Source organism: Dietzia sp. oral taxon 368, from assembly GCF_002999155.1.
GTDB lineage: Bacteria > Actinomycetota > Actinomycetes > Mycobacteriales > Mycobacteriaceae > Dietzia > Dietzia cinnamea.
Genome location: NZ_CP027238.1, coordinates 1,376,127 through 1,399,000, shown reverse-complemented (window position 1 = coordinate 1,399,000; position 22,874 = coordinate 1,376,127). Strand labels below are relative to the sequence as shown.

Sequence of the window (22,874 nt, the reverse complement as noted above, 5' to 3'; positions counted from 1 at the left end):
GGGGGCGGTGACACGTTGGTAAAGGTGACCCGACCGGCGAGGGGAGGACGGCACCAGTGCAGGGACTCGTTCTGCAGCTGTCGCGCGGCCTGTTGCTGGTGCTGCTGTGGCTCTTCATCTACCTCACGCTGCGGGCGCTGAAGACCGACGTCTTCGGCAACGTGGGCATGCGTTCCGGCGGCCGCACCGAGCGGCGCGGTGGCGTGTTCGGTCGCGGCGCCAGGGCCATCCGCCATCTCGTCGTCACGCAGGGTGCGCTGGCCGGCACCCGCATCACGCTGTCCGAGCAACCCGTCCTGCTGGGCCGGGCGGACTCGTGCACGTTGGTGATCGACGACGACTACGCGTCCAACCAGCACGCCCGACTGTCGCCGCACGGCCCCGACTGGTTCCTCGAGGATCTGGGTTCGACCAACGGCACCTATCTGGACAGGACGCGGGTGACGACCCCGGTCAAGGTGGCCGCCGGCACGCCGATCCGGATCGGCAAGACCGTGATCGAGCTGCGCGCGTGACCCCGGCGCTCGTCTACACCGCCCGGTCCCACCTGGGGATGGTGCGGGAGAACAACGAGGACTCGGCGTACGCCGGCCCGCGCCTGCTCGCGCTCGCCGACGGGATGGGCGGCCACGCGGCGGGGGAGATCGCCAGCCAGTTCGTCGTGGCCGCGCTGGCCCGGCTCGACGAGGACGAGCCGGGGCAGGACCTCACCGCCGCCCTCGCCCGCGCGCTCACCGTCGGCAACGAGGCGATCGCCGCCCACGTGGAGGCGCACCCGGAGACCGAGGGGATGGGCTGCACGGCCACGGCCCTGCTGTTCGACGGCCGCCGCATGGGGCTGATCCACGTGGGTGACTCACGCGCGTACCTGCTGCGCGACGGCACGCTGAGCCAGATCACCAAGGACGACACGTTCGTGCAGTCCCTCGTCGACCGCGGGGAGCTCTCCGCCGACGAGGCGCACAGCCATCCGCGGCGCTCGCTCATCCTCAAGGCGCTGACCGGCGAGCCGGTGGAGCCGACCGCCGTCATCCGCGAGGCCCGGGTCGGCGACCGGTACCTGCTGTGCTCGGACGGCCTGTCGGACCCCGTGAGCACGGAGACCATCGCCGAGACCCTGGCCACGGGCACGGTCGAGGAGGCGGCGGACCGGCTGGTGCAGCTGGCCCTGCGGTCGGGCGGGCCGGACAACATCACGGTCGTGCTGGCGGACGTCGTGGACTCGCCCCGCGAGGCGTCCGTGGTCCCCGTGGTGGTCGGCGCGGCGTCCGGCGACGAGCCCGGACAGATCGACCCGGCCGCCGATCCGTACTCGGACACCGCGGCCGGGAAGGCCGCCGCGTTCTCCCGCGCCCAGGTCGCGTCGCGCGCCGGGGAGGTCGGTGGGTCCGGTGTGGGCCGTGGGGCCGCCGGGTCGGGGCCGGGGGTCGACGACGACGAGGGCGATCCCGCTCCGCCGCGGGGCAGCAGATGGCGTTTCGCGTTGAGCGTCGTCGGGGTCCTCGCACTGCTGGCCGGGATCGTCGGCGTGTCGGCGCTGCTCGTCCGCAGCAACTACTTCGTCACCGAGGAGGACAACCAGGTCGTGGTGAAGAGGGGCATCTCCGGGGAGGTCTTCGGCATCTCGTTGGCCTCGGTCAGCCAGGTCGCCTGCCTGGCCACCGACGGTGACCTGACGATGCACTCCCCCGACGCCATCCCCACCGGCTGCGACGTGTTCACCCTGGGCGACCTGCGCGAACCCGCCCGGGAGACGGTGCGCGCCGGGATGCCGTCAGGCAGCCTGGCCGAGGCGACCGCCCAGGTCTCCCGCCTCGCGCAGGACAATCTCCTGCCGGTGTGCGAACCCGAACCACGGGACCCGGACCGCGACGGGCGCACCTCGCCGTCGTCGCCCTCCTCCCCCACCGGCCCGGCGCCGGTGCCCGGTGAGACCTGTCGGGCGGTGAGCTGAGCGTGACCAGCGCCGCATCGACCTCGCCCGCGTCCGACCCCCGGGGGCAGGCGGTCCCCGACCACCCGCGCCGGGGCAAGGAACTCGTCCTGCTCATCGCCGCGTCGGTGATCGTCGGGTTCGCGCTCCTGCTCGTCCAGCTGGCCCAGGAGCAGGAACTGTCACCGGCCCTGCTGTGGATCACGCTGGCGTTCCTCGGCCTGTCCGGCGGCGCCCACCTGCTCATCCGCTGGCTCGCCCCCTACGCCGACCCCGTGCTCCTGCCGGGCGTCGCGCTGCTCAACGGCCTCGGACTCGTGCTCATCTACCGGCTCGACCTGGCGTACGCCGCCAACGCGGCGGCCGCCGGCAACGACCCGCCCGGCATGGACGTGACCCGGCAGTTGCTGTGGACGTTCATCGGGCTCGGCGTCATGGGCGCGGTCCTGTTCCTCCTGCGCGACCATCGGGTGATGGCCCGCTACGGCTACACGATGGGGTTCGCCGGGCTCGTCCTGCTGGCGATCCCCGCCGTGCTGCCCGCGCGGTTCTCCGAGATCAACGGCGCCAAGAACTGGATCATCCTGCCCGGGTTCACCATCCAGCCCGGTGAGTTCGCCAAGATCCTGCTCATCATCTTCTTCGCCTCGATCCTCGTGGAGAAGCGCGAACTGTTCACCACCGCCGGTAAGCGCGTGCTGGGGGTGGACCTGCCGCGCGCCCGCGACCTCGGGCCCATCATCGTGGCGTGGTTCCTGTCGCTGGGCGTGCTGGTGTTCAACACCGACCTCGGCATGTGCCTGCTGCTGTTCGCCACCGTGCTGACCATGCTGTACGTGGCCACCGAGCGGGTGAGCTGGTTGCTCATCGGCGTGGTGCTGGTGGCGGTCGGCGGTGTGCTCGCCTACGCGCTGTTCGGGCACGTCCGCGTGCGGTTCCAGATCTGGCGGGACCCGTTCGCGTTCTTCGACACCGGCGGTTACCAGAGCTCGCAGGCCCTGTTCGGGCTGGCGTCCGGCGGAATGGGTGGCACCGGGCTCGGCAACGGCCGGCCCGACCAGGTACCGTTCGCCAACACCGACTTCATCACCTCCACCATCGGCGAGGAACTGGGCCTCATCGGCCTGGCCGCCGTGCTGATGGTCTACGCGATCCTCGTGCTGCGCGGCATCCGCGTCGGGCTGACGATCCGCGACAGCTTCGGCAAGCTCGTCGCCGTGGGCCTGGCGTTCACCGTGGCCATCCAGATGTTCGTCGTGGTGGGCGGCGTGTCCACGCTCATCCCGCTGACCGGCCTCACCCTGCCGTTCATGGCGTACGGCGGGTCCAGCCTGCTCGCCAACTACGCCCTCATGGCCATCCTGCTGCGCCTGTCCAACGACGCGCGCCGGCCCATGCCCACCCCCCGCCAGGCACCGGCGCTCGCCGAGGCCGCCACCGGCCTGATGCGCGCGCCGCGGCTGCTGCCGGGGCGGAGGAACGGGTGAGCGCCGCGTGAACGTCGCCATCCGCAGGGTCGCCGTGGCCGCCATGGTCATGGTGGTGGCCCTCCTCCTCCAGCTCACCTGGGTGCAGGTCTTCCGCGCCGACGAACTGCGCGCCGACCCGCGCAACACCCGCATGCTCCTCGACGAGTACTCCCGCCAGCGCGGACAGATCACCGCCGGCGGGCGCGTGCTGGCCATGTCCCTACCGTCGGAGGGCCGCTTCGAGTTCGAGCGCACCTACCCCACCGACCCCGAGGTGTTCGGCCCCACCGTCGGCTACTACTCGCTGCAGTTCGCCACCGCCGGGATCGAGCAGTCCCAGGACGCTTTCCTCAACGGCTCCGATCCGCGCCTGCTGTCGCAGCGCATCACCGGCCTCATCTCCGGCCGCACCCCCCAGGGCGGCTCCGTCGAGCTGACCCTCGACCCGGTCGGCCAGCGCGTCGCCTACGACGCCCTCCGCCGCGGCGCCGGCCAGGGCCCGTTCGTCGGGTCCGTCGCCGCCGTGCGTCCCTCGACCGGCGAGGTGCTCGCGCTGGCCTCCAGCCCCTCGTTCGACCCGGGCGCCCTGTCGAGCACCGACCCCGACGTGCGCGAGGCGGAGATGACCCGCATCGAGCAGAGTCCCGACCGGCCCCTGCTCAACCACGCCACCCAGCAGGCCCTGCCGCCCGGCTCGACGATGAAGGTCATCACCACGGCCGCGGCCCTCGAGCAGGGCATGGGCCCGGACACCCCCGTCTCCGGCGCCGACCGCACCCTCCTGCCCGGCACAGCCACCTACCTGCAGAACTACGCGGGTCAGACCTGTGGCGGCGGCACGGTCACCCTCCGCACGGCGCTCGAGCTGTCCTGCAACGTCCCGTTCGTGGAGCTGAGCCAGGAGATCGGCCCGGAGGCGTTCACCGAGATGGCCGAGAAGTTCGGCGTGGACGGGTCCGCCCCGGAGGAGTTCGGGGTGCCCGTCGCGCCGTCGGGGCTCGGGCAGATGGAGGACGCGGCCCAGCTCGCCATGAGCGCGATCGGCCAGAGCGACGTCCGCATGACCACCCTGCAGAGCGCCATGGTCGCCGCGACCGTCTCCAACGGCGGCGTCCGCATGGAGCCGCAGCTGATCAAGTCCCTGACGGCGCCCGACCTCTCCGTCGTCGAGGGTTTCACCCCTCGCGACGCGGCCCGCGCCCTCACCGACGACCAGGCCGCCACCCTCACCGACATGATGATCGGCGCCGAGGCCAACGCCGGCGGCAGCCTGCCCGGGGTGACCATCGCCTCCAAGACCGGCACCGCCGAGCACGGCGTCGACGCCTCCACGTCGATCCCCTACACCTGGTACATCGCGTTCGTCCCCGGCCGCGACGTAGCGGTGGCCGTGGCGATCGAGTCCGGCCCCGGCATCACCCGCGACACCGTCGGCGCCACCTACGCCGCCCCCATCGGGCGCGAGGTCCTGGGCGCCCTCCTCGGGGGCGCGCCGTGAGCCTGAACTCCGGGGCTCTGCTGTCCCAGCGCTACCGCCTGCTGCGGCTCATCGCCACGGGCGGGATGGGTCAGGTCTGGGAGGCCGACGACTCCGTCCTCGACCGGCACGTCGCGGTCAAGGTCCTCAAAGCCGAGTACTCGTCCGACCCCGAGTTCGTCGAGCGGTTCCGGTCCGAGGCCAAGGTCACCGCGCGGATCTCCCATCCCGGCATCGCCACCGTCTACGACTACGGCCAGATCACCGACCCCGCCTCCGGCAGCCCGCTGTCCTACCTCGTCATGGAACTCGTGGTGGGCGAGCCGCTGTCGGACGTCCTCGCGCGCGAGGGCACGCTGCCCCTGCGCCACACGCTGGACATGCTCGAGCAGACCGGCCGCGCCCTCAACGCCGCCCACGCGATCGGGCTCGTGCACCGCGACGTCAAGCCGGGCAACATCCTCATTACGCCGACGGGGCAGGTCAAGCTCACCGACTTCGGGATCGCCAAGTCCATGGGCGCGTCCGCCGTCACCCAGACGGGGATGGTCGTGGGCACCGCCCAGTACATCGCGCCCGAGCAGGCGATGGGCCACGACACGACCCCGGCCGGCGACGTCTACTCCCTCGGCGTGGTGGGTTACGAGTGCCTGGCCGGGCGGCGACCGTTCGTCTCCGACTCACCCGTGAGCGTCGCGATGATGCACGTGCGCGACATCCCGGCGCCGCTGCCCGAGTCCGTGCCCGGCCCGGTCCGGCGCGTCATCGCCGAGGCGATGTCCAAGGATCCCGAGCGGCGCTACCCCGACGGCGAGGCCTTCGCCGAGGCCGTCGCCGACATCCGCGCCGGCCGCGATCCACGCCCGCCGAGTGCGTTCCTCGCCGCCGCGGGCGGGGCCGCCGCCGGGGCGGCCGCGGGTGCGGCGGCAGCCACCGCGGCGACCACCGTCCTCCCTGACGACGGCTCGGGCGTGTACCGCGCCTCGTCGGCCGGCGCGGATCCGACGCGCGCCTACACGAGCATGCACCCGGGCACCGCGGGTCGACCCCGCACCCAGGGCGCGCCCCGCACACAGGGACCCGCCCGCACACAGGGTCCCGCACGCACGCAGGGGCTGCCGGCCGCGCAGGCACCGGGCCGGCCGCCGGCCACCGGCCGACAGCCCGCCCCGCCGGTCACCACACGACCTCCCCGGCGGCGCCGCGGGGGCGGCTGCGCCGGGTGGTTCCTCGTGGTGTTCGTCCTGGTCGCCGCCCTGGCGGTCGCCGCGGCGGTCGCGCTGTCCAACCTCGGTGTCTTCGGCCCGGGCGGGCTGTTCGGCGGCGGCACCACCACTCCGCGGACGCCGGCCACCACGCCCGTCACCACCGTGACCACCCAGGCCCCCGCCCCGGCACCCACGCCGCGGCCGAGCCCCACCCCGTCCCCCACGCCGACGCCGGAGCCCTCACCGTCGCCGACCGGGGCCCCGACCACCTCCGACCTGCAGGACATGCTCGACTCGCTCACCTCCGAGTTCAGCTCGCTCCTGCCGCAGCAGGGCGAGGGCCAACAGGGCGCACAGGGCCAGGGTCAGGGTCAGGGCGGCGACGGCAGGGGCGGCGAGGGCCGCGGCGACGGTCCCCAGGCCAGCGGGCGGACCGACGGTGACGTCGTGCCCGTGCCGGCGCGCGGCGGGGGTGAGGGCGCATGACCACACCATCCGTCCTCGCGGGCCGGTACGAGATCGGCGAGACCCTCGGCTTCGGCGGCATGTCGGAGGTCCACCGGGGTCGGGACACGGTTCTCGGCCGCGACGTCGCCGTGAAGATCATGCGGCCCGAGCTGGCCCGCGACGAGACCTTCTACCAGCGCTTCCGTCGTGAAGCGCAGAACTCGGCATCGCTCAACCACCCGTCGATCGTCGCGATATACGACCAGGGCGAGGAGCACACCGACGAGGGCTCCCTGCCGTACATCGTCATGGAGCTCGTCGAGGGCGACACCCTGCGCGACATCATCCGGATGGACGGCCCGATGCCGCTCGACCGCGCGCTCGGCGTGATGGCCGACGTGTGCGGGGCGCTCGACTTCTCGCACAAGAAGGGCATCATCCACCGCGACGTCAAGCCGGCCAACGTCATGATCTCCCGCGACGGCGCGGTCAAGGTCATGGACTTCGGCATCGCGCGCGCGGTCAGCGACTCCTCGTCGACGCTCACCACCACCTCGTCGGTCCTCGGCACCGCGCAGTACCTGAGCCCGGAGCAGGCGCGCGGCGAGACCGTCGACGCCCGGTCGGACCTGTACTCCGCCGGTTGCGTGCTCTACGAGATGGTCGCCGGGGTGCCGCCGTTCACGGGCGAGTCGCCGGTCGCGGTGGCGTACCAGCACGTCCGCGAGTCCCCGCGGCCGCCGTCGGCGGTCAACCCGGAGGTGACGCGGTACGTCGACGCGGTGGTCATGCAGGCCATGGCCAAGAACCCGGAGAACCGCTACACCTCGGCCGGGGAGATGCGCACCGACCTCATCACGGTGCTCACCGGCGGACGTCCGGCGGCGCCGTTGGTGTTGTCCGACGACGACCTCGACGACGACGAGCGGCCCGACGCGCCACACGGGTTCACCGGCGCGGGGTACGGGACCGGCCGGCCCCAGCAGTCTCCGTCGGATGCCCTCACCGAGGCCCACGATCTGGCGGGCGTGACCGGTGGCGCGGCCGGCGGAGCCGCGGGCGCGGCGGCGGGGTCCCGTCCCGCGTCCCACTCCGCGGGCGGTCGCCAGCCGGCGGCCCGGGATGACGACCGCCGCAGGCCCCGGGGGGTGGCGATCGCGTTGGCGGTGCTCCTCGTCCTGGGCGGCGTCACCGCCGTGTCCCTGTGGGCGACCTCGAACGGCGGGGGCGGCGGTATCTCGCGGCCGCAGGAGGTGACGATCCCGGAGGTGGCGCAGCGTCCGGTGGCCGAGGTGGTCGAGGAGCTCACCGCGCTCGGCCTGGAGCCGGTGCAGGCCCCGGCGCCGCACCCGGAGATCCCGGAGGGTCACGTCATCTCGTCGGACCCGATCGCCGGCAAGCGCCTCGCGGTGGGCTCGGAGATCACCCTGGTCGTGTCCACGGGTAAGCCGATCCTGTCGGTGCCCAACGTCATGGGGATGTCGCCCGCCGACGCCCGTCTGGCGCTGGAGGAGGCCGGGTTCCAGGTCGTCCCGGATAACGAGGCCCGGCCGTCGACGCCGGAGGACCAGGACAAGGTCGTCGACACCGATCCCGCGCCGGGCGCGCAGGTGCCCTCCGACCGGCCGGTCCGACTGACCGTGGGGTCCGGGCCCGAGCAGGTCGCGGTGCCCGGGGTGATCGGCCAGGGCGCCGAGTCCGCGCGCGCGACGCTCGAGGCCGCGGGCTTCCGGGTCGACACCCTGCGGGTCGACGGCACGGCGCCGGAGGGCCAGGTGGTCGGCCAGTCGACGCCCGCCGGTCAGTCCCAGCTCAAGGGCGCGACGATCACGCTGCAGGTCTCGGCGGGGAACCGCTTCGAGATGCCCAACATCGTCGGCGACACCGTCGAGGAGGCGTTGGCCAAGCTCGAGCAGGCGGGCTGGCGTGGCGGCCGCGGCCAGCTCGTCGAGCTCCCGCAGAACGACCCGGACCTGTCCCGCGTCGGCCGGATCTACTCGCAGCAGCCGCCGGTGGGCGAGGCGGGCGTCAACGACCAGGTCGTGGTCCGGGTGATCCGCTTCGGCCTGGTTCCCGGACCCGGCTGACCCGCCGCCGTCCTCATCGAGAAGACAGTTCGGCACGCCCCCTCGCGGGCGATGCGTGCCGAACCGTCTGCTCGACGGCGGTCAGGCGAGGGCGGCGCCGCGGGTCCGGTCGAGCTCCGACTCCAGCCGCGTCACCAGGGTCTCGGACGGACGCTCCCCGCACATCCCCAGCCAGTTGGCGAGCATGCGGTGCCCGCCGTCGCTCATGACCGACTCGGGGTGGAACTGCACGCCGTGGACGGGCATGTCGCGGTGACGCATCGCCATGATCAGCCCTGACTCCGTCCACGCCGTCGGTACGAGCGTGTCCGGGATCGTCTCGGGCAGCACGGTCAGCGAGTGGTAGCGCGTGGCCGTGAACGGGCTGGGGATGCCGGCGAGGACACCGGAGTCGTCGTGAGTGACCCGGCTCGTCTTGCCGTGCATGAGCTCGGCGGCACGGTCGACGGTCGCGCCGAACGCCTCACCGATCGCCTGATGTCCCAGGCACACGCCCAGCACCGGCACGCCCGCGCGTCCACAGGCCCCGATGAGCGGGATCGTGGCACCCGCCCGGTCAGGCGTTCCGGGCCCCGGGCTCAGCAGGACGCCGTCGTACCCGCCGATGGCGCGTTCCAGACCGGCCGGGTCGTAGCGACCGTCCGGGCCGGCGAGCCTGGAGTCGTCGTTCCTCCACACGTCGCACGTCGCGCCCAACTGGCCCAGGTACTGGACCAGGTTGTAGACGAAGCTGTCGTAGTTGTCGACGACGAGAATGCGCATAGACGCAGGGTACTGCGCTCGGGCCGGGGAGCGTCTCCGGTGGGCTTGGTAGACTCGCCCCGACATCCCCCACCACGAGGACTGTAATGCCCAAGTCAAAGGTCCGGTCCAAGACCGAGTACACCGACGCGGCCGTCAGCCGCACCCCCGTCAAGGTCAAGGGGACCCCGACGGCGCGCTGGTACGTCGTACTCATGCTGGGCTTCATGATTCTCGGCCTGCTGTGGCTGGTCACGTACTACATCGCCGGGGAGAGGATCCCGTTCATGCGCGATCTGGAGACGTGGCAGAATTTCGCGATCGGCTTCGGGCTGGCCGTCGTCGGGCTGCTCATGACGATGCGGTGGCGCTGAGGGTTCTCCACAGGGCCCCTCCACGAGGTGCTCCCGCGCTTTCCACAGTCTTTTCCACAGGTCACCCCCCGCACAACGCGGGGGGTGACCTGCATTTTCTCTGGCTCTCCCTCATTCATGCAGGTCAACAGCACGATTGCAAGACCACCGACGACCGTGACTCCGCTCTTACACACCCCTCACACACTGTGGACAATTCCCTCCACACTGGGGATAAAGCCTGTGGGACGACGACGAAGTCGACGCCGCAGGTCGAGCCCGCTCCGACTCGAACGACTTTCGAACTCCACCCGTGTTATTCCTCCACAGTGTGGATAACGCCTGTGGATAAGGGAGGATGGGCGTGTGAGTGGTGAGGCGGTCTCCGGAGCGGGGCCCGGGGCCGTGTCGTGGTCGCCCGGCATGGTGTGGCCGGGCGTGCAGATCGCCGCGGGAGTCGTGCTGGTGATGCTCGGACTGCAGCGCCAGGAACCGCTCGCGATGCTGCTCACGGGCCTGGCGGCGCTGTTCCTCATCCCGTCCGGGGTGTCGCAGCTGCTGCGGCGGCCACGGATCGAGGTCGTCGACGGTCAGCTGGCGATCGCCAAGCTCGGACGGGTGTTGTTCGTGCCCCGGTCGGAGGTGGTGGAGGTGCGCGCCCTCGGCTCGGCCCGGTGGGGCGTGCGGCAGCACATGATGAGACTGGAGTACACGGACGAGCGCGGCCGCGAGCAGCTCGACGTATTCACCCGGCTCGATCTGGGCACCGATCCCCGCGACGTCGTGGAGACGCTGACGCGGCTGGGGTTCGGCGGCCGGCGCGGGGACACGTAGCCACGGGCGGCGGGTCGCGGACGGCGAGGCGGCGCGGGCGGCCCGGCAGCACCACCAGCGGGACGGCGGCGGGGCGCGGACGGCGGCCGGCGGGGCTCAGCGGAGGAAGACGAGCCCCGCGGTCATGGACTCCGCCGCGTACCACGCGGCGAGCCCGACGAGGACGACGACGACGAGGTACGCGGTCCACGACACGACCTCCCGCCCCCCGCGACCCACACGGGGGGGCAGGCGCCGCGGCAGCACCACCAGCGCGACGGCGGCGACCGCACCCACCGCGAGCCCGCCGAGATGCGCGCCCAGCGAAACCCCGGGGACGAGGAAGCTGACGCCGATGTTGAGTACGAGCAGCAACCCGATGCCCTTGACGTCGAGGCGCAGGGACATCGCGACGATGGCGTATGCCCCCATCAGCCCGAAGATGGCCCCGGAGGCGCCGGCGGTGAGCGCGTTCTGGCTGGTGAACATCACCGCCACGGACCCACCGAGGGCGGAGACGAGGTAGAGACCGAGGAACCGGGCGTGCCCGATGCTGCGCTCGATCCCCAGACCGAGGATCCACAGCATGTACATGTTGAGCAGCAGGTGCATCGGGCCGAAATGCTGGAACGCCGAGGTGAGCAGCCGCCACCACTCGTCGCGGACCGCCACCATCGGCGGGAACAGGGCCGTGGCCTCGAACAGGGCCGAGGCGCTGTTCGCCATGATGCTGCGCGCCTGCGCCGCGGTGGCGACGTAGACGGCGAGATTGGCGGTGATGAGCCACGCCGTGACCGGCTGGAGGCGGAAGAAACGCGAGACCGCGCCACCGCGGTGGGTCTGGATGCTCATGGCTCCCGGTTCGTCGTGCTGCGGATAGACGTGCGGCGCGGGTCCGGGTGTCCCGGGACCCGCGCCGCCGACCGGCCGGGGAGGTCGGTCAGGAGATCTCGATCGACTCGATCACGACGTCCTCGGTCGGGCGGTCCATCGCACCGGTACGGGTGGTGGCGATAGCGTCGACGACCTTGCGGGAGTCCTCGTCGGCGACCTTGCCGAAGATGGTGTGGCGGTTGTTCAGGTGCGGCGTGGGGCCGACCGTGATGAAGAACTGCGAACCGTTGGTGCCCGGTCCGGCGTTGGCCATGGCAAGCAGGTAGGGCTCGGAGAACTGCAGCTCGGGGTGGAACTCGTCCTTGAACTGGTAACCCGGGCCGCCACGGCCGGTGCCCGTGGGGTCGCCGCCCTGGATCATGAAGCCGGAGATGACGCGGTGGAAGATGGAGCCGTCGTAGAACGGGCCGGTCTTCTCCCCCTTGGCGTTGGACTGGGCGTACTCCTTGGAGCCGTCGGCCAGCCCGACGAAGTTCTGCACGGTCTCCGGGGCGTGGTTGCCGTACAGCTCGACGACGATGTCGCCCCGGTTGGTGTGGATGGTTGCCTTCTGCGTTGCGATGCTCACGCGTCCCATCCTGCCACGATGGTCGAACCGATGTCGGCGAGGTGGTGGTCGGTGTCCGAGCGCTGTGCCACCATCGTCACATGAGCACACGAAGCGATCGCGCCGCCCACCGCAAGGCCGTCAAGCAGGCGGGCAAGGACCTGAACAAGGCCGGGACCGCCGCGCGCAAGGCGTTCGACCTCAAGGACCCGCGGTTCCTCGGCGAGGCCGCCGTCGCCGCCACCCGGGGCCCCGTCGGGCTCGCCCTCTTCGGAGCAAGCCGCGGCATCCAGGTGATCCGTGAGCGCCGCGCGGAGCAGGCGGAGATCCTCGGTGACCTCGCCGCCGACGCCCGCCAGCACGCCGACGCCCTGAGCGAGAAGACCACCGCCCTCGCCACACCGCAGAAGAAGCACGGACCGCTGCGTCGCTTCGCGCCGCTGTGGATCGTGGGGCTCGTCGGCGGTGCCGCCGTCGTGGGTGCCACCGCGTACTTCCTGCGTGACCAGGGTTCGCCCGCTCCCTCCGCCCCGCCGGCGCCCAAGCCCACCCCGGCACCCCCGCGGACGCCGACCCCGGCCGAGGCGGCCGCCGACTCCCGGGGTGCCGCGACCGGATCCGCGGGCCCGGACGCCGGTGCGTCCGAGGCCTCTGAGACGGGCGAGGACCTGACCATCGAGTCCCCGGATCCCGAGGGCCCTGCCGACCAGTCCGCCGAGTCGTCGCCGGCCGCGGGAAGCGGCGTGCCCGGCCCCGCTGCCGGTTCCGCGCCGCAGCCCTCCGATGACGCCGCGGCGGACGACGCCGCGACGGGTGGTCAGACCACGGACGGCGACACCACCAACGCATGAGCCGAACCGACGCGCCGGCCCCCGACCCGGCGCTTGAGATATCCGCATCGGCCCTCGAGGAACTGGGCCCACTGGACGTCCACGCGCTGTACCGACTGCGCGTGGACGTCTTCGTGGCCGAGCAGGACTGCCCGTACGCCGAGATCGACGACGTCGACGCCGACCCCGGCACCACACATCTCCTCGCGCGGGGGTCGGGCGGTGAACTCGTGGCGACACTGCGCGTCTTCGCAGACGACGCCGCCGACGGACTCATGCACGTCGGGCGCGTGTGTACGGCACCGTCGTGGCGGGGCCGGGGTATCGCGGCCGAGCTGATCCGCCGGGCGTTGGAACTGTGCGGTGACCGGCCGGTCGAGATCGGGGCCCAGGCCCACCTCGAGCGGTGGTACGAGCAGTTCGGATTCGTCCGGTGCGGGCCGGACTACCTCGACGGACGGATCCCCCATCTGCCCATGCGACGCGACCTCCTAGGATGAGACCAGGCTCACCCTTCGATCGCCTCCGAGGACACACATGACGTCTGCCGCCCCCTCCGTCCCGCTGGTCAAGGCTCTCCTGCCCGAGAACGAGATGCCGACGCACTGGTACAACATCCAGGCCGACCTGCCCGAGGCGATGGCGCCCCACCTGCACCCCGGAACCAAGGAGCCGCTCGGTCCCGAGGACCTGGCGCCCCTGTTCCCGATGGCGCTCATCGAGCAGGAGGTGACCCCGGAACGGTACATCGAGATCCCGGAAGCGGTCCGGGAGATCTACCGGCTGTGGCGGCCGTCGCCGCTCATCCGTGCACGGCGTCTCGAGAAGGCGCTGGGCACCTCCGCCCGCGTCTACTACAAGTACGAGGGCACCAGCCCCGTCGGTTCACACAAGCCGAACACCGCGGTCGCGCAGGCGTACTACAACGCCGCCGAGGGCATCACCAAGCTGACCACCGAGACCGGCGCCGGCCAGTGGGGTGCGTCGCTGGCGTTCGCCGGGCAGGCCTTCGGGATCGAGGTCGAGGTGTGGCAGGTCAAGGCCTCCTTCCACTCCAAGCCGTACCGGCGCATGCTCATGGAGACCTTCGGGGCGTCCGTGCACCCGAGCCCGTCCGACCTCACCGAGGCCGGTCGCGCGCTCCTCGCCAAGGACCCCGACACCCCGGGATCTCTCGGCATGGCCGTGTCCGAGGCCGTGGAGGTGGCCGCCGCGGATCCCGAGACCCGTTACTCCCTGGGCTCGGTGCTCAACCACGTGTGCCTGCACCAGACCGTGATCGGCGAGGAGGCCATCACGCAGCTGGCGATGTTCGGCGAGGGCGCGCCGGACTACGTGTACGGGTGCGCCGGCGGTGGCTCCAACCTCGCCGGGCTGGCGTTCCCGTTCATCCGGGAGAACCTCGCCGGCGCCGGGACCCGGATCGTCGCGGTCGAGCCCACGGCCTGCCCGTCGCTGACGGAGGGTGAGTTCCGCTACGACCACGGTGACGTCGCGGGTCTGACCCCGCTGATGAAGATGTACACCCTCGGCCAGGACTTCGTCCCGGATCCCATCCACTCCGGCGGCCTGCGCTACCACGGTATGGCGCCGCTGGTCAGCCACGTCAAACACCTCGGCCTGCTCGACTCGATGGCGGTGGAGCAGAACGTCGCGTTCGCGGCCGGCGTCGAGTTCGCCAAGGCGGAGGGCATCGTGCCCGCCCCCGAGTCGACCCACGCGCTGGCCGGCGCCATGGCGAAGGCCCGCGAGCACACCGGCGAGGCCGGCACCGGTCCGTCGATCGTGATCGGCCTGTCCGGTCACGGCTTCCTCGACCTGCCCGCGTACGAGTCGTTCGTCCGCGGCGAGCTGGGCTGACGCGCCGGACGGGGCCCGCGCCCCCCACCAGACCACCAATCACGTTCCCTACCCTCGATAAAGGAGCCCCCAATTGACCAAGTCCATCGAGTTCACCGATCGGGTCGCGATCGTCACCGGTGCGGCCGGCGGCCTGGGCCGCGCGTACGCCCTCGCGCTGGCCGAGCGTGGTGCCAAGGTCGTCGTCAACGACCTCGGCGGCGATGTCCGCGGTGAGGGCGGGTCGCCGTCGCTGGCGCAGCAGGTCGTCGAGGAGATCACCGCGGCCGGCGGCGAGGCGATCGTGGACGGCAGCGACATCACCGACGAGGCGGCGGTCGAGGCCATGGTGTCGACGGTCATGGAGAAGTGGGGCCGGATCGACATCCTCATCAACAACGCCGGCATCCTGCGCGACAAGTCCTTCGCCAAGATGGAGCCGGCGGACTTCCGCAAGGTCGTCGAGGTCCACCTCATGGGCTCGGTGAACTGCACCAAGGCGGTCTGGCCGCACATGGCCGAGGCCGGCTACGGCCGTATCCTCATGACCACGTCCTCCTCCGGCATCTACGGCAACTTCGGCCAGGCCAACTACGCCGCGGCCAAGTCGGGGCTGGTCGGCCTGATGAACGTCCTGGCCATCGAGGGCGAGAAGAAGAACATCAAGGTCAACTCCATCGCGCCCACCGCGGCGACCCGCATGACCGAGGACCTGCTGCCCCAGCGGGTGCTGGACATCATGGGCCCCGAGACCATCGCGCCGGGCGCCCTGTTCATGGTCAGCGAGGACGCCCCCACCAAGACGATCCTCGGTGCCGGCGCCGGCGTGTTCGCGGTGTCGCAGATGGTCGAGAGCCGGGGCGTCTACCTGCCCGAGGGTGCGCGGACCCCCGAGGTGGTGGCCGAACGCTGGGCCGAGATCGCCGACGTCACCGACGCCAACCCCCTCGAGGGCGCCTTCGAGCAGACCTCCAAGTACGCCGCCCTGGCCGCCCGCGAGCTCGGCCTGCACCTGGAGAGCTGACCGGCCGCGGCCCTCGCCCGCGGCCGGCACATCGAGAAGAGCGTCCCGCACACATCGCCCGAGTAGGGCCGTGCGAGACGCTCTTCTCGTCGGTCGGTAGGCGGCCGGGCGGCACGGATGACGCCGGCGGCCGGCCGCGGGTCACTCCTGGTCGGCGAACTGCGTCTCGTACAGTTCCGCGTACCGTCCGCCGCCCGCGAGCAGCTCGGCGTGGGTACCCGACTCCACCACGTGCCCCGCCTCGAGGACGAGGATCCGATCCGCGGCCCGGACGGTCGACAGCCGGTGCGCGATCACCAGGGACGTCCGGTCGGACATCGCCTCGGTCAGTGCCTCCTGGACCGCGGACTCGTTGGTCGAGTCCAGCGCACTCGTCGCCTCGTCCAACACCACGACCGACGGCTCGGCGATGAGCAGTCGCGCGATGGTCAGGCGCTGACGTTCTCCACCCGACAGCCGGTATCCGCGGTCACCGATGACCGTGTCGAGACCGTCGGGCAGCGAGGCGACCAGGCCTTCGAGCCGGGACCGGCGCAGGGCGTCCCACACGAGATCGTCGGTGACCTCCGGGCGCGCGAAGGTGAGGTTCGCCCGGATGGTGTCGTGGAAGAGGTGGCCGTCCTGGGTGACCATGCCGACCGTGCGACGGAGCGACGACGACGTGACGTCACGGACGTCCAGTCCCGCGACCCGCACCGCGCCCGAGTCGACGTCGTAGAGGCGGGGCAGGAGTGAGGCGATGGTCGACTTGCCGGCGCCCGACGACCCGACGAGCGCGACCATCTCGCCCGGCGCGGCGCGGAACGAGATCCCGTGTAGCACCTCCTGCCCGCCGCGGGTGTCGAGGACCGCGACCTCCTCCAGGGAGGCCAGCGAGATCTTGTCCGCCGCGGGGTAGGAGAAGTGGACGTCGTCGAACTCGATGGTCGCCGGGCCCTCGGGGATGTCGACGGCGTCGGGGGCGTCGGCGATCAGGGGCTCCAGGTCGAGGACCTCGAAGACCCGCTCGAAGCTGACGATGGCCGTGACGATGTCCATCGGGGCGTTGGCCAGCGCCGTGAGCGGGCCGTAGAGGCGGGTGAGCAGCAGCGCCAGCGCGACGACCGACCCGGCGTCCAACCCGCCGTTGAGGGCGAACCACCCGCCCAGTCCGTAGACCAGTGCCAGCGCCAGGGTGGACACGAGCGTCAGCGAGTTCATGAACACGCTCATGAGCAGCGCGGTGCGCACCCCGATGCCGCGGACCCGCCCGGCACGGGCCGCGAATTCCGCCGACTCCGCGGAGGGCCGACCGAACAGCTTGACCAGGGTCGCCCCACCGGCGTTGAACCGCTCGGTCATCTGGTCGTTCATCGACGCGTTGAGGTCCGAGGCCTCGCGTCGGAGTCGTGCCAGACGCCTGCCGACGTACCGGGCGGGGAACAGGAAGATCGGCAGCAGGAGGACCGACAGCACGGTGATCTGCCAGTTGATGCCGGCCATCACCGCCAGGGTGAGGACCAGCTGCACCAGGTTGGACACGACCCCGGAGAGGGTGTCGGAGAAGGCCCGCTGGGCACCCATGACGTCGTTGTTGAGGCGACTGACCAGGGCGCCGGTGCGGGTGCGCATGAAGAATGCCACCGGCATCGTCTGTACGTGGTCGAACACCGCGCGACGCAGGTCGAGGATCAAGCCCTCGCCGATGCGCGCCGACCACAGCCGGGTGAACACGGCCGCGACCGCCTCGACGACGCCGATCGCGGCGATCAGTACCGCGAGCCCGACGACCACCCGAACCGGCGAGGCCTCGACGATCGCGGTCACGACCCGGCCCGCGAGCACGGGGGTCAGGACCGCCAGCGACGCCCCGAAGACGGAGAGGATGAGGAAGACGACGATCCGCCGGGTGTGGGGGCGCGCGAACTGCCCGATCCGGCGGAAGTTCTCGCGTGTGAAGACGCTCCGGTCGAGCGAGATGTCGTTGTTCTCGGCCCGGTACAGCGTCCGCATGGCGGCCATGTGCATGGACAAGCCGGGCCACTCCTCTCACGCCGGTCGAGGGGTGTACCGACGACACCTCCGTACAACCCGGCCGGTGCCCGACCTATTCCGGCCCGGGTCGGTCGACGCGGGTCCTCGTCGTCGCCACCCTCTCGCCCTTCTGGACAAAGGCCGACGGTATGTCTAGACATAGCCCCGCATTTTGTCTAATGTTGGGTGCAACACAGTGGCATATGCCACACAACGTCGATTCGGAGGTCGTCAGCGATGTCCAGCACCGAGTACATCCGCCCCACTGACGGGGCCGATGAGCACGAGGCGCCTCACGCGCACCATGACCATCACGGACACGACCATCACGAACACGACCACGCGGACGTCGAGCCGTACGCGTGGACCGACGCCAAGCGCTACCTGTGGCTCCTCGGAGTGATCCCGGCGATGGGCCTGTTCCTGTCCATGCCGTTCGTCGCCGGCTTCAACGCCCTCGGCTGGGAGATCCCCGCGACCATCGCGTGGTTCCTGCTGCCGTTCCTCGTCTACGTCGCCATCCCGCTCGGCGACCTGGCGATCGGCGCCGACGGGGAGAACCCGCCGGACGAGGTCATGGACAAGCTCGAGGCCGATCCGTTCTACCGGTGGTGCACCTACCTGTACATCCCGCTGCAGTACGCCTCGCTCATCGCCGCCTGCTACCTCTGGACCGCCGACGACCTGTCCTGGCTCGGCTACGACGGCGGCCTGGGCGTCGCCGCCTCCATCGGCGTCGCCTGGACCGTGGCCATCACCGGCGGCATCGGCATCAACACCGCTCACGAGCTCGGCCACAAGATCGCGGGCAGCGAGAAGTGGCTGTCCAAGGTCGCGCTCGCCACCACCGGTTACGGCCACTTCTTCATCGAGCACAACCGTGGCCACCACGCGCGCGTCGCCACTCCGGAGGACCCCGCCAGCTCCCGCTTCGGAGAGTCCTTCTGGGCGTTCCTGCCGCGCAGTGTCGTCGGCTCGCTCCGCTCGGCGTGGTCGCTCGAGTCCGAGCGTCTCGGCCGCCTGGGCAAGAGCCCGTGGACCCTCCGCAACGACAACCTCAACGCCTGGCTCATGACCGTCGTGCTGTTCGGCGCGCTCATCGCGATCTTCGGCTGGGAGGTCGCCCCCTGGCTGATCGTGCAGGCGATCTTCGGGTTCTCCCTCCTCGAGGTCGTCAACTACCTCGAGCACTACGGACTGCTCCGCCAGAAGACCTCGGCCGGTCGGTACCAGCGCTGCCGCCCCGAGCACTCCTGGAACTCCGACCACCTGGTGACCAACATCTTCCTGTACCACCTACAGCGCCACTCGGACCACCACGCCAACCCGATGCGCCGCTACCAGATGCTCCGCAGCTTCGAGCAGGCCCCGCAGCTGCCGTCCGGGTACGCGACGATGATGGTCATCGCCTACATCCCGCCGCTGTGGCGGAAGGTCATGGACAAGCGCGTCCTCGACCACTACGACGGCGACATCACCCGCGCGAACATCCAGCCCTCCAAGCGGGAGAAGATCCTCGCCCGCTACGCGGCCGGCTCGACCGCGGTGGCGGAGAAGATCATCGCCGATACGGATATCGCGACCGACCAGACCTCGCCCACCGGTGAGTACGTGTGCCCCAACTGCGGGAACCACTACTCCGAGGCCGCCGGCCTCCCGCGCGAGGGCTTCCCGCCCGGCACCCCGTGGTCGGCCATCCCCGACTCCTGGCAGTGCTCGGACTGCGGCGTCCGCGACAAGGTCGACTTCCTGCCGGTGAAGTGACCCCCGCGTACGGGGTGCGAACCCGCCCCTCCCCCGCCCGGAGCCGGGTATCCGCAACAATGGGCACCATGCCCCGTCACCGCCAGACCAGTGACCGACCCTCCCCCGGGGACGCCCGCGGGGAGCGTCGGCCGCTCCGTAGTACCGTGTTCGAGGCCATGCACGAGCTCCTCGGCTCGCGCGACTGGTCCGCCGTCACGATGTCCGACGTCGCCAAAGCCGCCGGACTGAGTCGGCAGACCCTCTACAGCACATTCGGCAACCGGCAGGGTCTGGCGCAGGCGTACGCGCTGCAACTGTCCGAGACGTTCGCCGGTGAGATCAGCGACTCCATCATCCGGTATCCCGGACAGATCGAGACCGCGCTGCGCGAGGGCATCAACGGCTTTCTTCTCTCCAGCCAGCGCGACCCGCTCGTCCGGGCCCTGCTCACCGGGGACATCAAGCCCGAGTTACTCCGGCTCATCACCACCGAGGCCGGCCCACTGATCGAGCGGGCCACCGAGGTACTCACCCCCGCACTCGCCGAGAGCTGGATGCGGATCGAGGAGTCGCAGGCCAGGCTGGCGGCCTCCATCATCGCCCGCATCGGCATCAGCTTCATCTCGCTGCCGCCCGAGGATCCCGACCAGCTGGCCTCCGGCCTGACCGAGGTCATCGCGCCCTACCTGCAGAAGGTCGTCCAGGTCGACCTCCCCGGCTGAGCCCCTATCCCCCGTCGCCGAGCATCGACTTGGTGCCCGGCTGGCCCGGCACCGGCACACTCGCCTCCAGGAACAGCCCCCGCGCCTCCACGCACAGACGATCGCCGGCGTGGATCGTCGCGTGCGTCCACGTCTTGCGGCCCTCGCGCTCCTGAACCCACGCGCGGAACGACAGCGGCTCGAGCAGCGGGGTGGGCGACCGGTAGTCGATCTCGTAGTGCGCGGTCATCCCGAAGCGGCCGCCCCAGTGGTTGGCGAACCCCATCATGTGGTCGATGATCAGCGCGCTGATACCCCCGTGGACACAGCCGGGAGGGCCCTGGTAGACGGGGCCCAGCGTCACCTCGGCACGCACCGAGCCGTCATCGCACCCGTAGAACTGCACCGGCGGGGCGAGTGGGTTCTCCGGCCCGGCGACCGGGTTCGACCGGCGGGTGCCCGCACCCGTCCACATGATCTCAAGCCGCTTCGCCGGCGACGGGACGCGCGGTTCGATCAGGTCGGCCACCGCGGCCAGGCGGTCGGCGATGTCCCCCAGCTCGACCTCCGAGTGCGCCAACGCCGCGGTCGCCTCACGGAGTCGACGCAGCTCGGCCACTACGCGGTCGAGCTCGGGATCCGCCGGCGGCAACTCCGGGGTGGGGATCGGTTCGAACCTTGTGCCCAGTCGCTTGCGCGCCGCCTCGAGGGAGAAGTCCTCGTCCGGACCCAGCTTCGGCAGGGGTACGCCGCCGAATCCGGGACTATCGCTCTGTTTAGTCATACTCTAAGGGTATGTCGACACCTGTCAATCCGAAGCCGATCGATCCTGCTACCTATGGTCCCTGGGCCCTCGTCGTGGGCGGAAGTGAGGGCGTGGGCGCCGAGATCGCCTTCCGCCTCGCCGATCAGGGGGTGTCCACGGTCCTCGTCGCCCGCAAGACCGGGCCCCTCGAGGAGACCGCGGAGGCCGTCCGCGCCAAGGGAGTCGGGTGCCGGACCCTGTCCGTCGACCTCACCGAGCCCGGTGCCACCGAGGGCATCGCCGCGGCCTGCGAGGGTCTCGACCTCGGCCTCATCGTGCTCAACGCCGGCGCCAACACCTACGGCTCCGAGTTCGTCGAGTCGGATATGGACAAGGTCCAGAAGGTCATCGACCTCAACATCACCTCGCCGATGCAGATCATCCGTCAGTTCGGCCCCGGCCTCAAGGCCCGCGGTCGCGGCGGCATCGTGGTGATGGGCTCGATGGCCGGCTACCTCGGTCACGCCGACATGAGCGTCTACTCCGCGGCGAAGGCGTTCAGCCGCGTCTTCGTCGAGGGCCTGTGGCTGGAGATGCGTGAGTACGGCGTCGACGTCGTCGAGGTCATCCTCGGCGTCGTCCGCACCCCCGCAATGGTGCGCGCCGGCCTGGACATGGATCTGCCCGGCTTCACCGTCAGCGAGCCCGAAGAGGTCGCCGAGGAGGTCCTGGCGTCCATCGGCAACGGGCCGATCCACGTCTGCGGCGGCGAGAACAACCGCAAGGGCGTCGAGTTCTCGTCCGGCGTCGACCGCGGCCGGATCGTGGCCGGCTCCCACAAGCGGATGAAGGCCCTCCGCGGGAACTGACCTCCGGGTCGCGGGCGCGGATGCTCCTATGGATGTCAAGCGGCTTTGGCGAGGTCGGCGGTGGTCGGTGCTTGGGTGGCGGGGTCGCGAGCCTGTAGGTCGTTGATCAGGGCATGGTAGATCTCGCGCGCGATGTGGCGTTTGAGGCAGCGCATGATGTCTTTCTTGGACAGGCCTTGCGCGGTTCGTCGGTCAACGTAGGAGCGGGTGCGTTCGTCCCAGCGCATGCGGCTCAGTGCGATGGTATGCAGGGCGTGGTTCGCGGCCCGGTCGCCACCGCGGTTGAGTCTGTGTCGGTCTCGTCGTCCTGAAGAGGCAGGGATCGGGGCCACGCCGCACAGGTGCGCGAACGCCGCTTCAGAGCGCAGCCTGTCTGGGTTGTCGCCCGCGGTGGCCAGAAGCTGCCCGGCGACGTCAGGTCCCACGCCCATGCGGTTCATCAGGGTCGGAGCCGTCTGCGCGGTCAGGGCTTTCAGCTCGACGTCGAGGTCGGCGATCTCCTCACTCAGTGCCAGGATCCGGCGGCTCAGAATGCGTAGTGCCGCCTTGGTCGCGCCGAGGGGACTAGCGAGGTCGCCGGGACGGAACCGGGCGCAGACTGCGGCCAGCTCGCGGGCGGGCAGGCCACGCAACTGGGCTCGCAATTCCTCTGGAGCGGTGATCACCAGCTGCCTGGCCTGGTTGATCGCTTGGGTGCGGGCCTTGACCGCGGAGCGCCGAGGCACACGCAAGGCCCGGACGGCCTCCACGATCCCGTCGCGGGTCTTCGGCACGCCAGTGGCACGCCCGGAGGCGACCGCGGTAGCAGCGGCATAGGCGTCTATCGGGTCGGACTTGCCCTTCATCCGCCGGGTCTTGCGGTCGGGTCGGTCGACTTCGACCACCGGTAGTCCGGCCCGGGCCAGCACCCGAGACAGCTCGGCGCCGTAGGCTCCGGTGCCCTCGACCCCAACGGCCTGCACGGTGCCGTGGCCGCCGAGCCATGAAAGTAGCTGCCGGTACCCGGAACCCGTGGCCGGGAACTCTCGGTCGGCCAGATGCCGCCCGAGGGAGTCGATCACCGCCGCGTGATGGGTCTGGCCATGCGTATCCACTCCGGCGATGACATGCACGTGCTGATCGGACATCATGGTCACTG

Annotated in this window: 21 protein-coding genes; 15 read left to right on the top strand and 6 right to left on the bottom strand. The window is 71.0% G+C overall.

What is annotated here, in order from left to right:
- Positions 1-56: 56 nt before the first annotated feature.
- The 6 genes from C3V38_RS06635 to pknB are packed head-to-tail and all read left to right on the top strand — an operon-like array spanning position 57 to position 8,621.
- Positions 57-515: an FHA domain-containing protein gene (locus C3V38_RS06635; RefSeq protein WP_070721848.1), complete on the top strand. Its 459-nt coding sequence runs from the start codon at positions 57-59 to the stop codon at positions 513-515.
- Positions 512-1,954, top strand: a complete 1,443-nt coding sequence (locus C3V38_RS06630) for a PP2C family serine/threonine-protein phosphatase (RefSeq protein WP_106385341.1) — start codon at positions 512-514, stop codon at positions 1,952-1,954. Before C3V38_RS06635 ends, C3V38_RS06630 begins: the two co-directional genes overlap by 4 nt.
- Complete coding sequence (locus C3V38_RS06625) at positions 1,951-3,420, top strand: FtsW/RodA/SpoVE family cell cycle protein (protein WP_371412146.1); 1,470 nt, start codon at positions 1,951-1,953, stop codon at positions 3,418-3,420. Before C3V38_RS06630 ends, C3V38_RS06625 begins: the two co-directional genes overlap by 4 nt.
- Before the next feature lie 7 nt (positions 3,421-3,427).
- Complete coding sequence (locus tag C3V38_RS06620) at positions 3,428-4,900, top strand: penicillin-binding transpeptidase domain-containing protein (RefSeq protein ID WP_106385340.1); 1,473 nt, start codon at positions 3,428-3,430, stop codon at positions 4,898-4,900.
- Positions 4,897-6,573: a serine/threonine-protein kinase gene (locus C3V38_RS06615; RefSeq protein ID WP_106385339.1), complete on the top strand. Its 1,677-nt coding sequence runs from the start codon at positions 4,897-4,899 to the stop codon at positions 6,571-6,573. The genes C3V38_RS06620 and C3V38_RS06615 overlap by 4 nt, the downstream gene beginning before the upstream one ends.
- Positions 6,570-8,621 (top strand): Stk1 family PASTA domain-containing Ser/Thr kinase, encoded by a 2,052-nt coding sequence (pknB, locus tag C3V38_RS06610; protein WP_106385338.1) that lies wholly within the window; start codon positions 6,570-6,572, stop codon positions 8,619-8,621. The genes C3V38_RS06615 and pknB overlap by 4 nt, the downstream gene beginning before the upstream one ends.
- 81 nt (positions 8,622-8,702) lie before the next feature.
- Here pknB and C3V38_RS06605 read toward each other — a convergent pair whose 3' ends face one another.
- The gene (locus C3V38_RS06605; protein ID WP_063935447.1) at positions 8,703-9,383 is read right to left on the bottom strand and encodes an aminodeoxychorismate/anthranilate synthase component II; all 681 of its coding nucleotides are present in this window, start codon (positions 9,381-9,383) and stop codon (positions 8,703-8,705) included.
- 86 nt (positions 9,384-9,469) lie between these two features.
- Here C3V38_RS06605 and crgA point away from each other — a divergent pair, with 86 nt between their 5' ends.
- Entirely contained in the window at positions 9,470-9,736 is a 267-nt protein-coding gene (gene crgA, locus C3V38_RS06600; RefSeq protein ID WP_061916674.1) for a cell division protein CrgA, read from the top strand.
- Positions 9,737-10,081: 345 nt separating this feature from the next.
- On the top strand, positions 10,082-10,549 hold the full coding sequence (locus C3V38_RS06595) for a PH domain-containing protein (RefSeq protein ID WP_106385337.1): 468 nt from the start codon (positions 10,082-10,084) through the stop codon (positions 10,547-10,549).
- Positions 10,550-10,645: 96 nt separating this feature from the next.
- Here the strand turns inward: C3V38_RS06595 and C3V38_RS06590 are convergent, their stop codons facing one another.
- Both C3V38_RS06590 and C3V38_RS06585 read right to left on the bottom strand, forming a co-directional pair.
- Positions 10,646-11,380 (bottom strand): rhomboid family intramembrane serine protease, encoded by a 735-nt coding sequence (locus C3V38_RS06590; RefSeq protein ID WP_106385336.1) that lies wholly within the window; start codon positions 11,378-11,380, stop codon positions 10,646-10,648.
- A gap of 88 nt (positions 11,381-11,468) precedes the next feature.
- Positions 11,469-11,999, bottom strand: a complete 531-nt coding sequence (locus C3V38_RS06585) for a peptidylprolyl isomerase (protein ID WP_106385335.1) — start codon at positions 11,997-11,999, stop codon at positions 11,469-11,471.
- 71 nt (positions 12,000-12,070) lie between these two features.
- Between C3V38_RS06585 and C3V38_RS06580 the strand changes: the two genes are divergently transcribed.
- From C3V38_RS06580 to C3V38_RS06565, 4 genes are all read left to right on the top strand, one after another.
- A complete protein-coding gene (locus C3V38_RS06580) occupies positions 12,071-12,820 on the top strand; it encodes a hypothetical protein (RefSeq protein ID WP_106385334.1) in 750 nt (249 codons plus the stop codon).
- Complete coding sequence (locus C3V38_RS06575) at positions 12,817-13,299, top strand: GNAT family N-acetyltransferase (RefSeq protein ID WP_106385333.1); 483 nt, start codon at positions 12,817-12,819, stop codon at positions 13,297-13,299. The genes C3V38_RS06580 and C3V38_RS06575 overlap by 4 nt, the downstream gene beginning before the upstream one ends.
- 37 nt (positions 13,300-13,336) lie before the next feature.
- The gene (locus C3V38_RS06570) at positions 13,337-14,659 is read left to right on the top strand and encodes a TrpB-like pyridoxal phosphate-dependent enzyme (protein WP_106385332.1); all 1,323 of its coding nucleotides are present in this window, start codon (positions 13,337-13,339) and stop codon (positions 14,657-14,659) included.
- Positions 14,660-14,732: 73 nt separating this feature from the next.
- Positions 14,733-15,662 (top strand): SDR family NAD(P)-dependent oxidoreductase, encoded by a 930-nt coding sequence (locus tag C3V38_RS06565; protein WP_106385331.1) that lies wholly within the window; start codon positions 14,733-14,735, stop codon positions 15,660-15,662.
- 141 nt (positions 15,663-15,803) lie between these two features.
- Here the strand turns inward: C3V38_RS06565 and C3V38_RS06560 are convergent, their stop codons facing one another.
- Positions 15,804-17,675 carry an ABC transporter ATP-binding protein gene (locus C3V38_RS06560; protein WP_083961742.1) on the bottom strand — a complete coding sequence of 624 codons (1,872 nt, stop codon included), beginning with the start codon at positions 17,673-17,675 and terminating at the stop codon, positions 15,804-15,806.
- Positions 17,676-17,912: 237 nt separating this feature from the next.
- Between C3V38_RS06560 and C3V38_RS18225 the strand changes: the two genes are divergently transcribed.
- Positions 17,913-19,439 carry a fatty acid desaturase gene (locus C3V38_RS18225; RefSeq protein ID WP_106385330.1) on the top strand — a complete coding sequence of 509 codons (1,527 nt, stop codon included), beginning with the start codon at positions 17,913-17,915 and terminating at the stop codon, positions 19,437-19,439.
- Between the two features lie 68 nt (positions 19,440-19,507).
- Positions 19,508-20,143, top strand: coding sequence for a TetR/AcrR family transcriptional regulator (locus C3V38_RS06550; protein WP_254426097.1), 636 nt, complete (start codon positions 19,508-19,510; stop codon positions 20,141-20,143).
- A 4-nt stretch (positions 20,144-20,147) separates the two neighbouring features.
- Here C3V38_RS06550 and C3V38_RS06545 read toward each other — a convergent pair whose 3' ends face one another.
- On the bottom strand, positions 20,148-20,906 hold the full coding sequence (locus C3V38_RS06545) for a PaaI family thioesterase (RefSeq protein WP_106385329.1): 759 nt from the start codon (positions 20,904-20,906) through the stop codon (positions 20,148-20,150).
- 11 nt (positions 20,907-20,917) lie between these two features.
- Between C3V38_RS06545 and C3V38_RS06540 the strand changes: the two genes are divergently transcribed.
- The gene (locus C3V38_RS06540; RefSeq protein WP_106385328.1) at positions 20,918-21,736 is read left to right on the top strand and encodes an SDR family oxidoreductase; all 819 of its coding nucleotides are present in this window, start codon (positions 20,918-20,920) and stop codon (positions 21,734-21,736) included.
- A 35-nt stretch (positions 21,737-21,771) separates the two neighbouring features.
- On the opposite strand, the gene C3V38_RS06535 is transcribed toward C3V38_RS06540, so the two are convergent.
- Positions 21,772-22,863, bottom strand: coding sequence for an IS110 family transposase (locus C3V38_RS06535; RefSeq protein WP_202959131.1), 1,092 nt, complete (start codon positions 22,861-22,863; stop codon positions 21,772-21,774).
- Between the last annotated feature and the right edge of the window lie 11 nt (positions 22,864-22,874).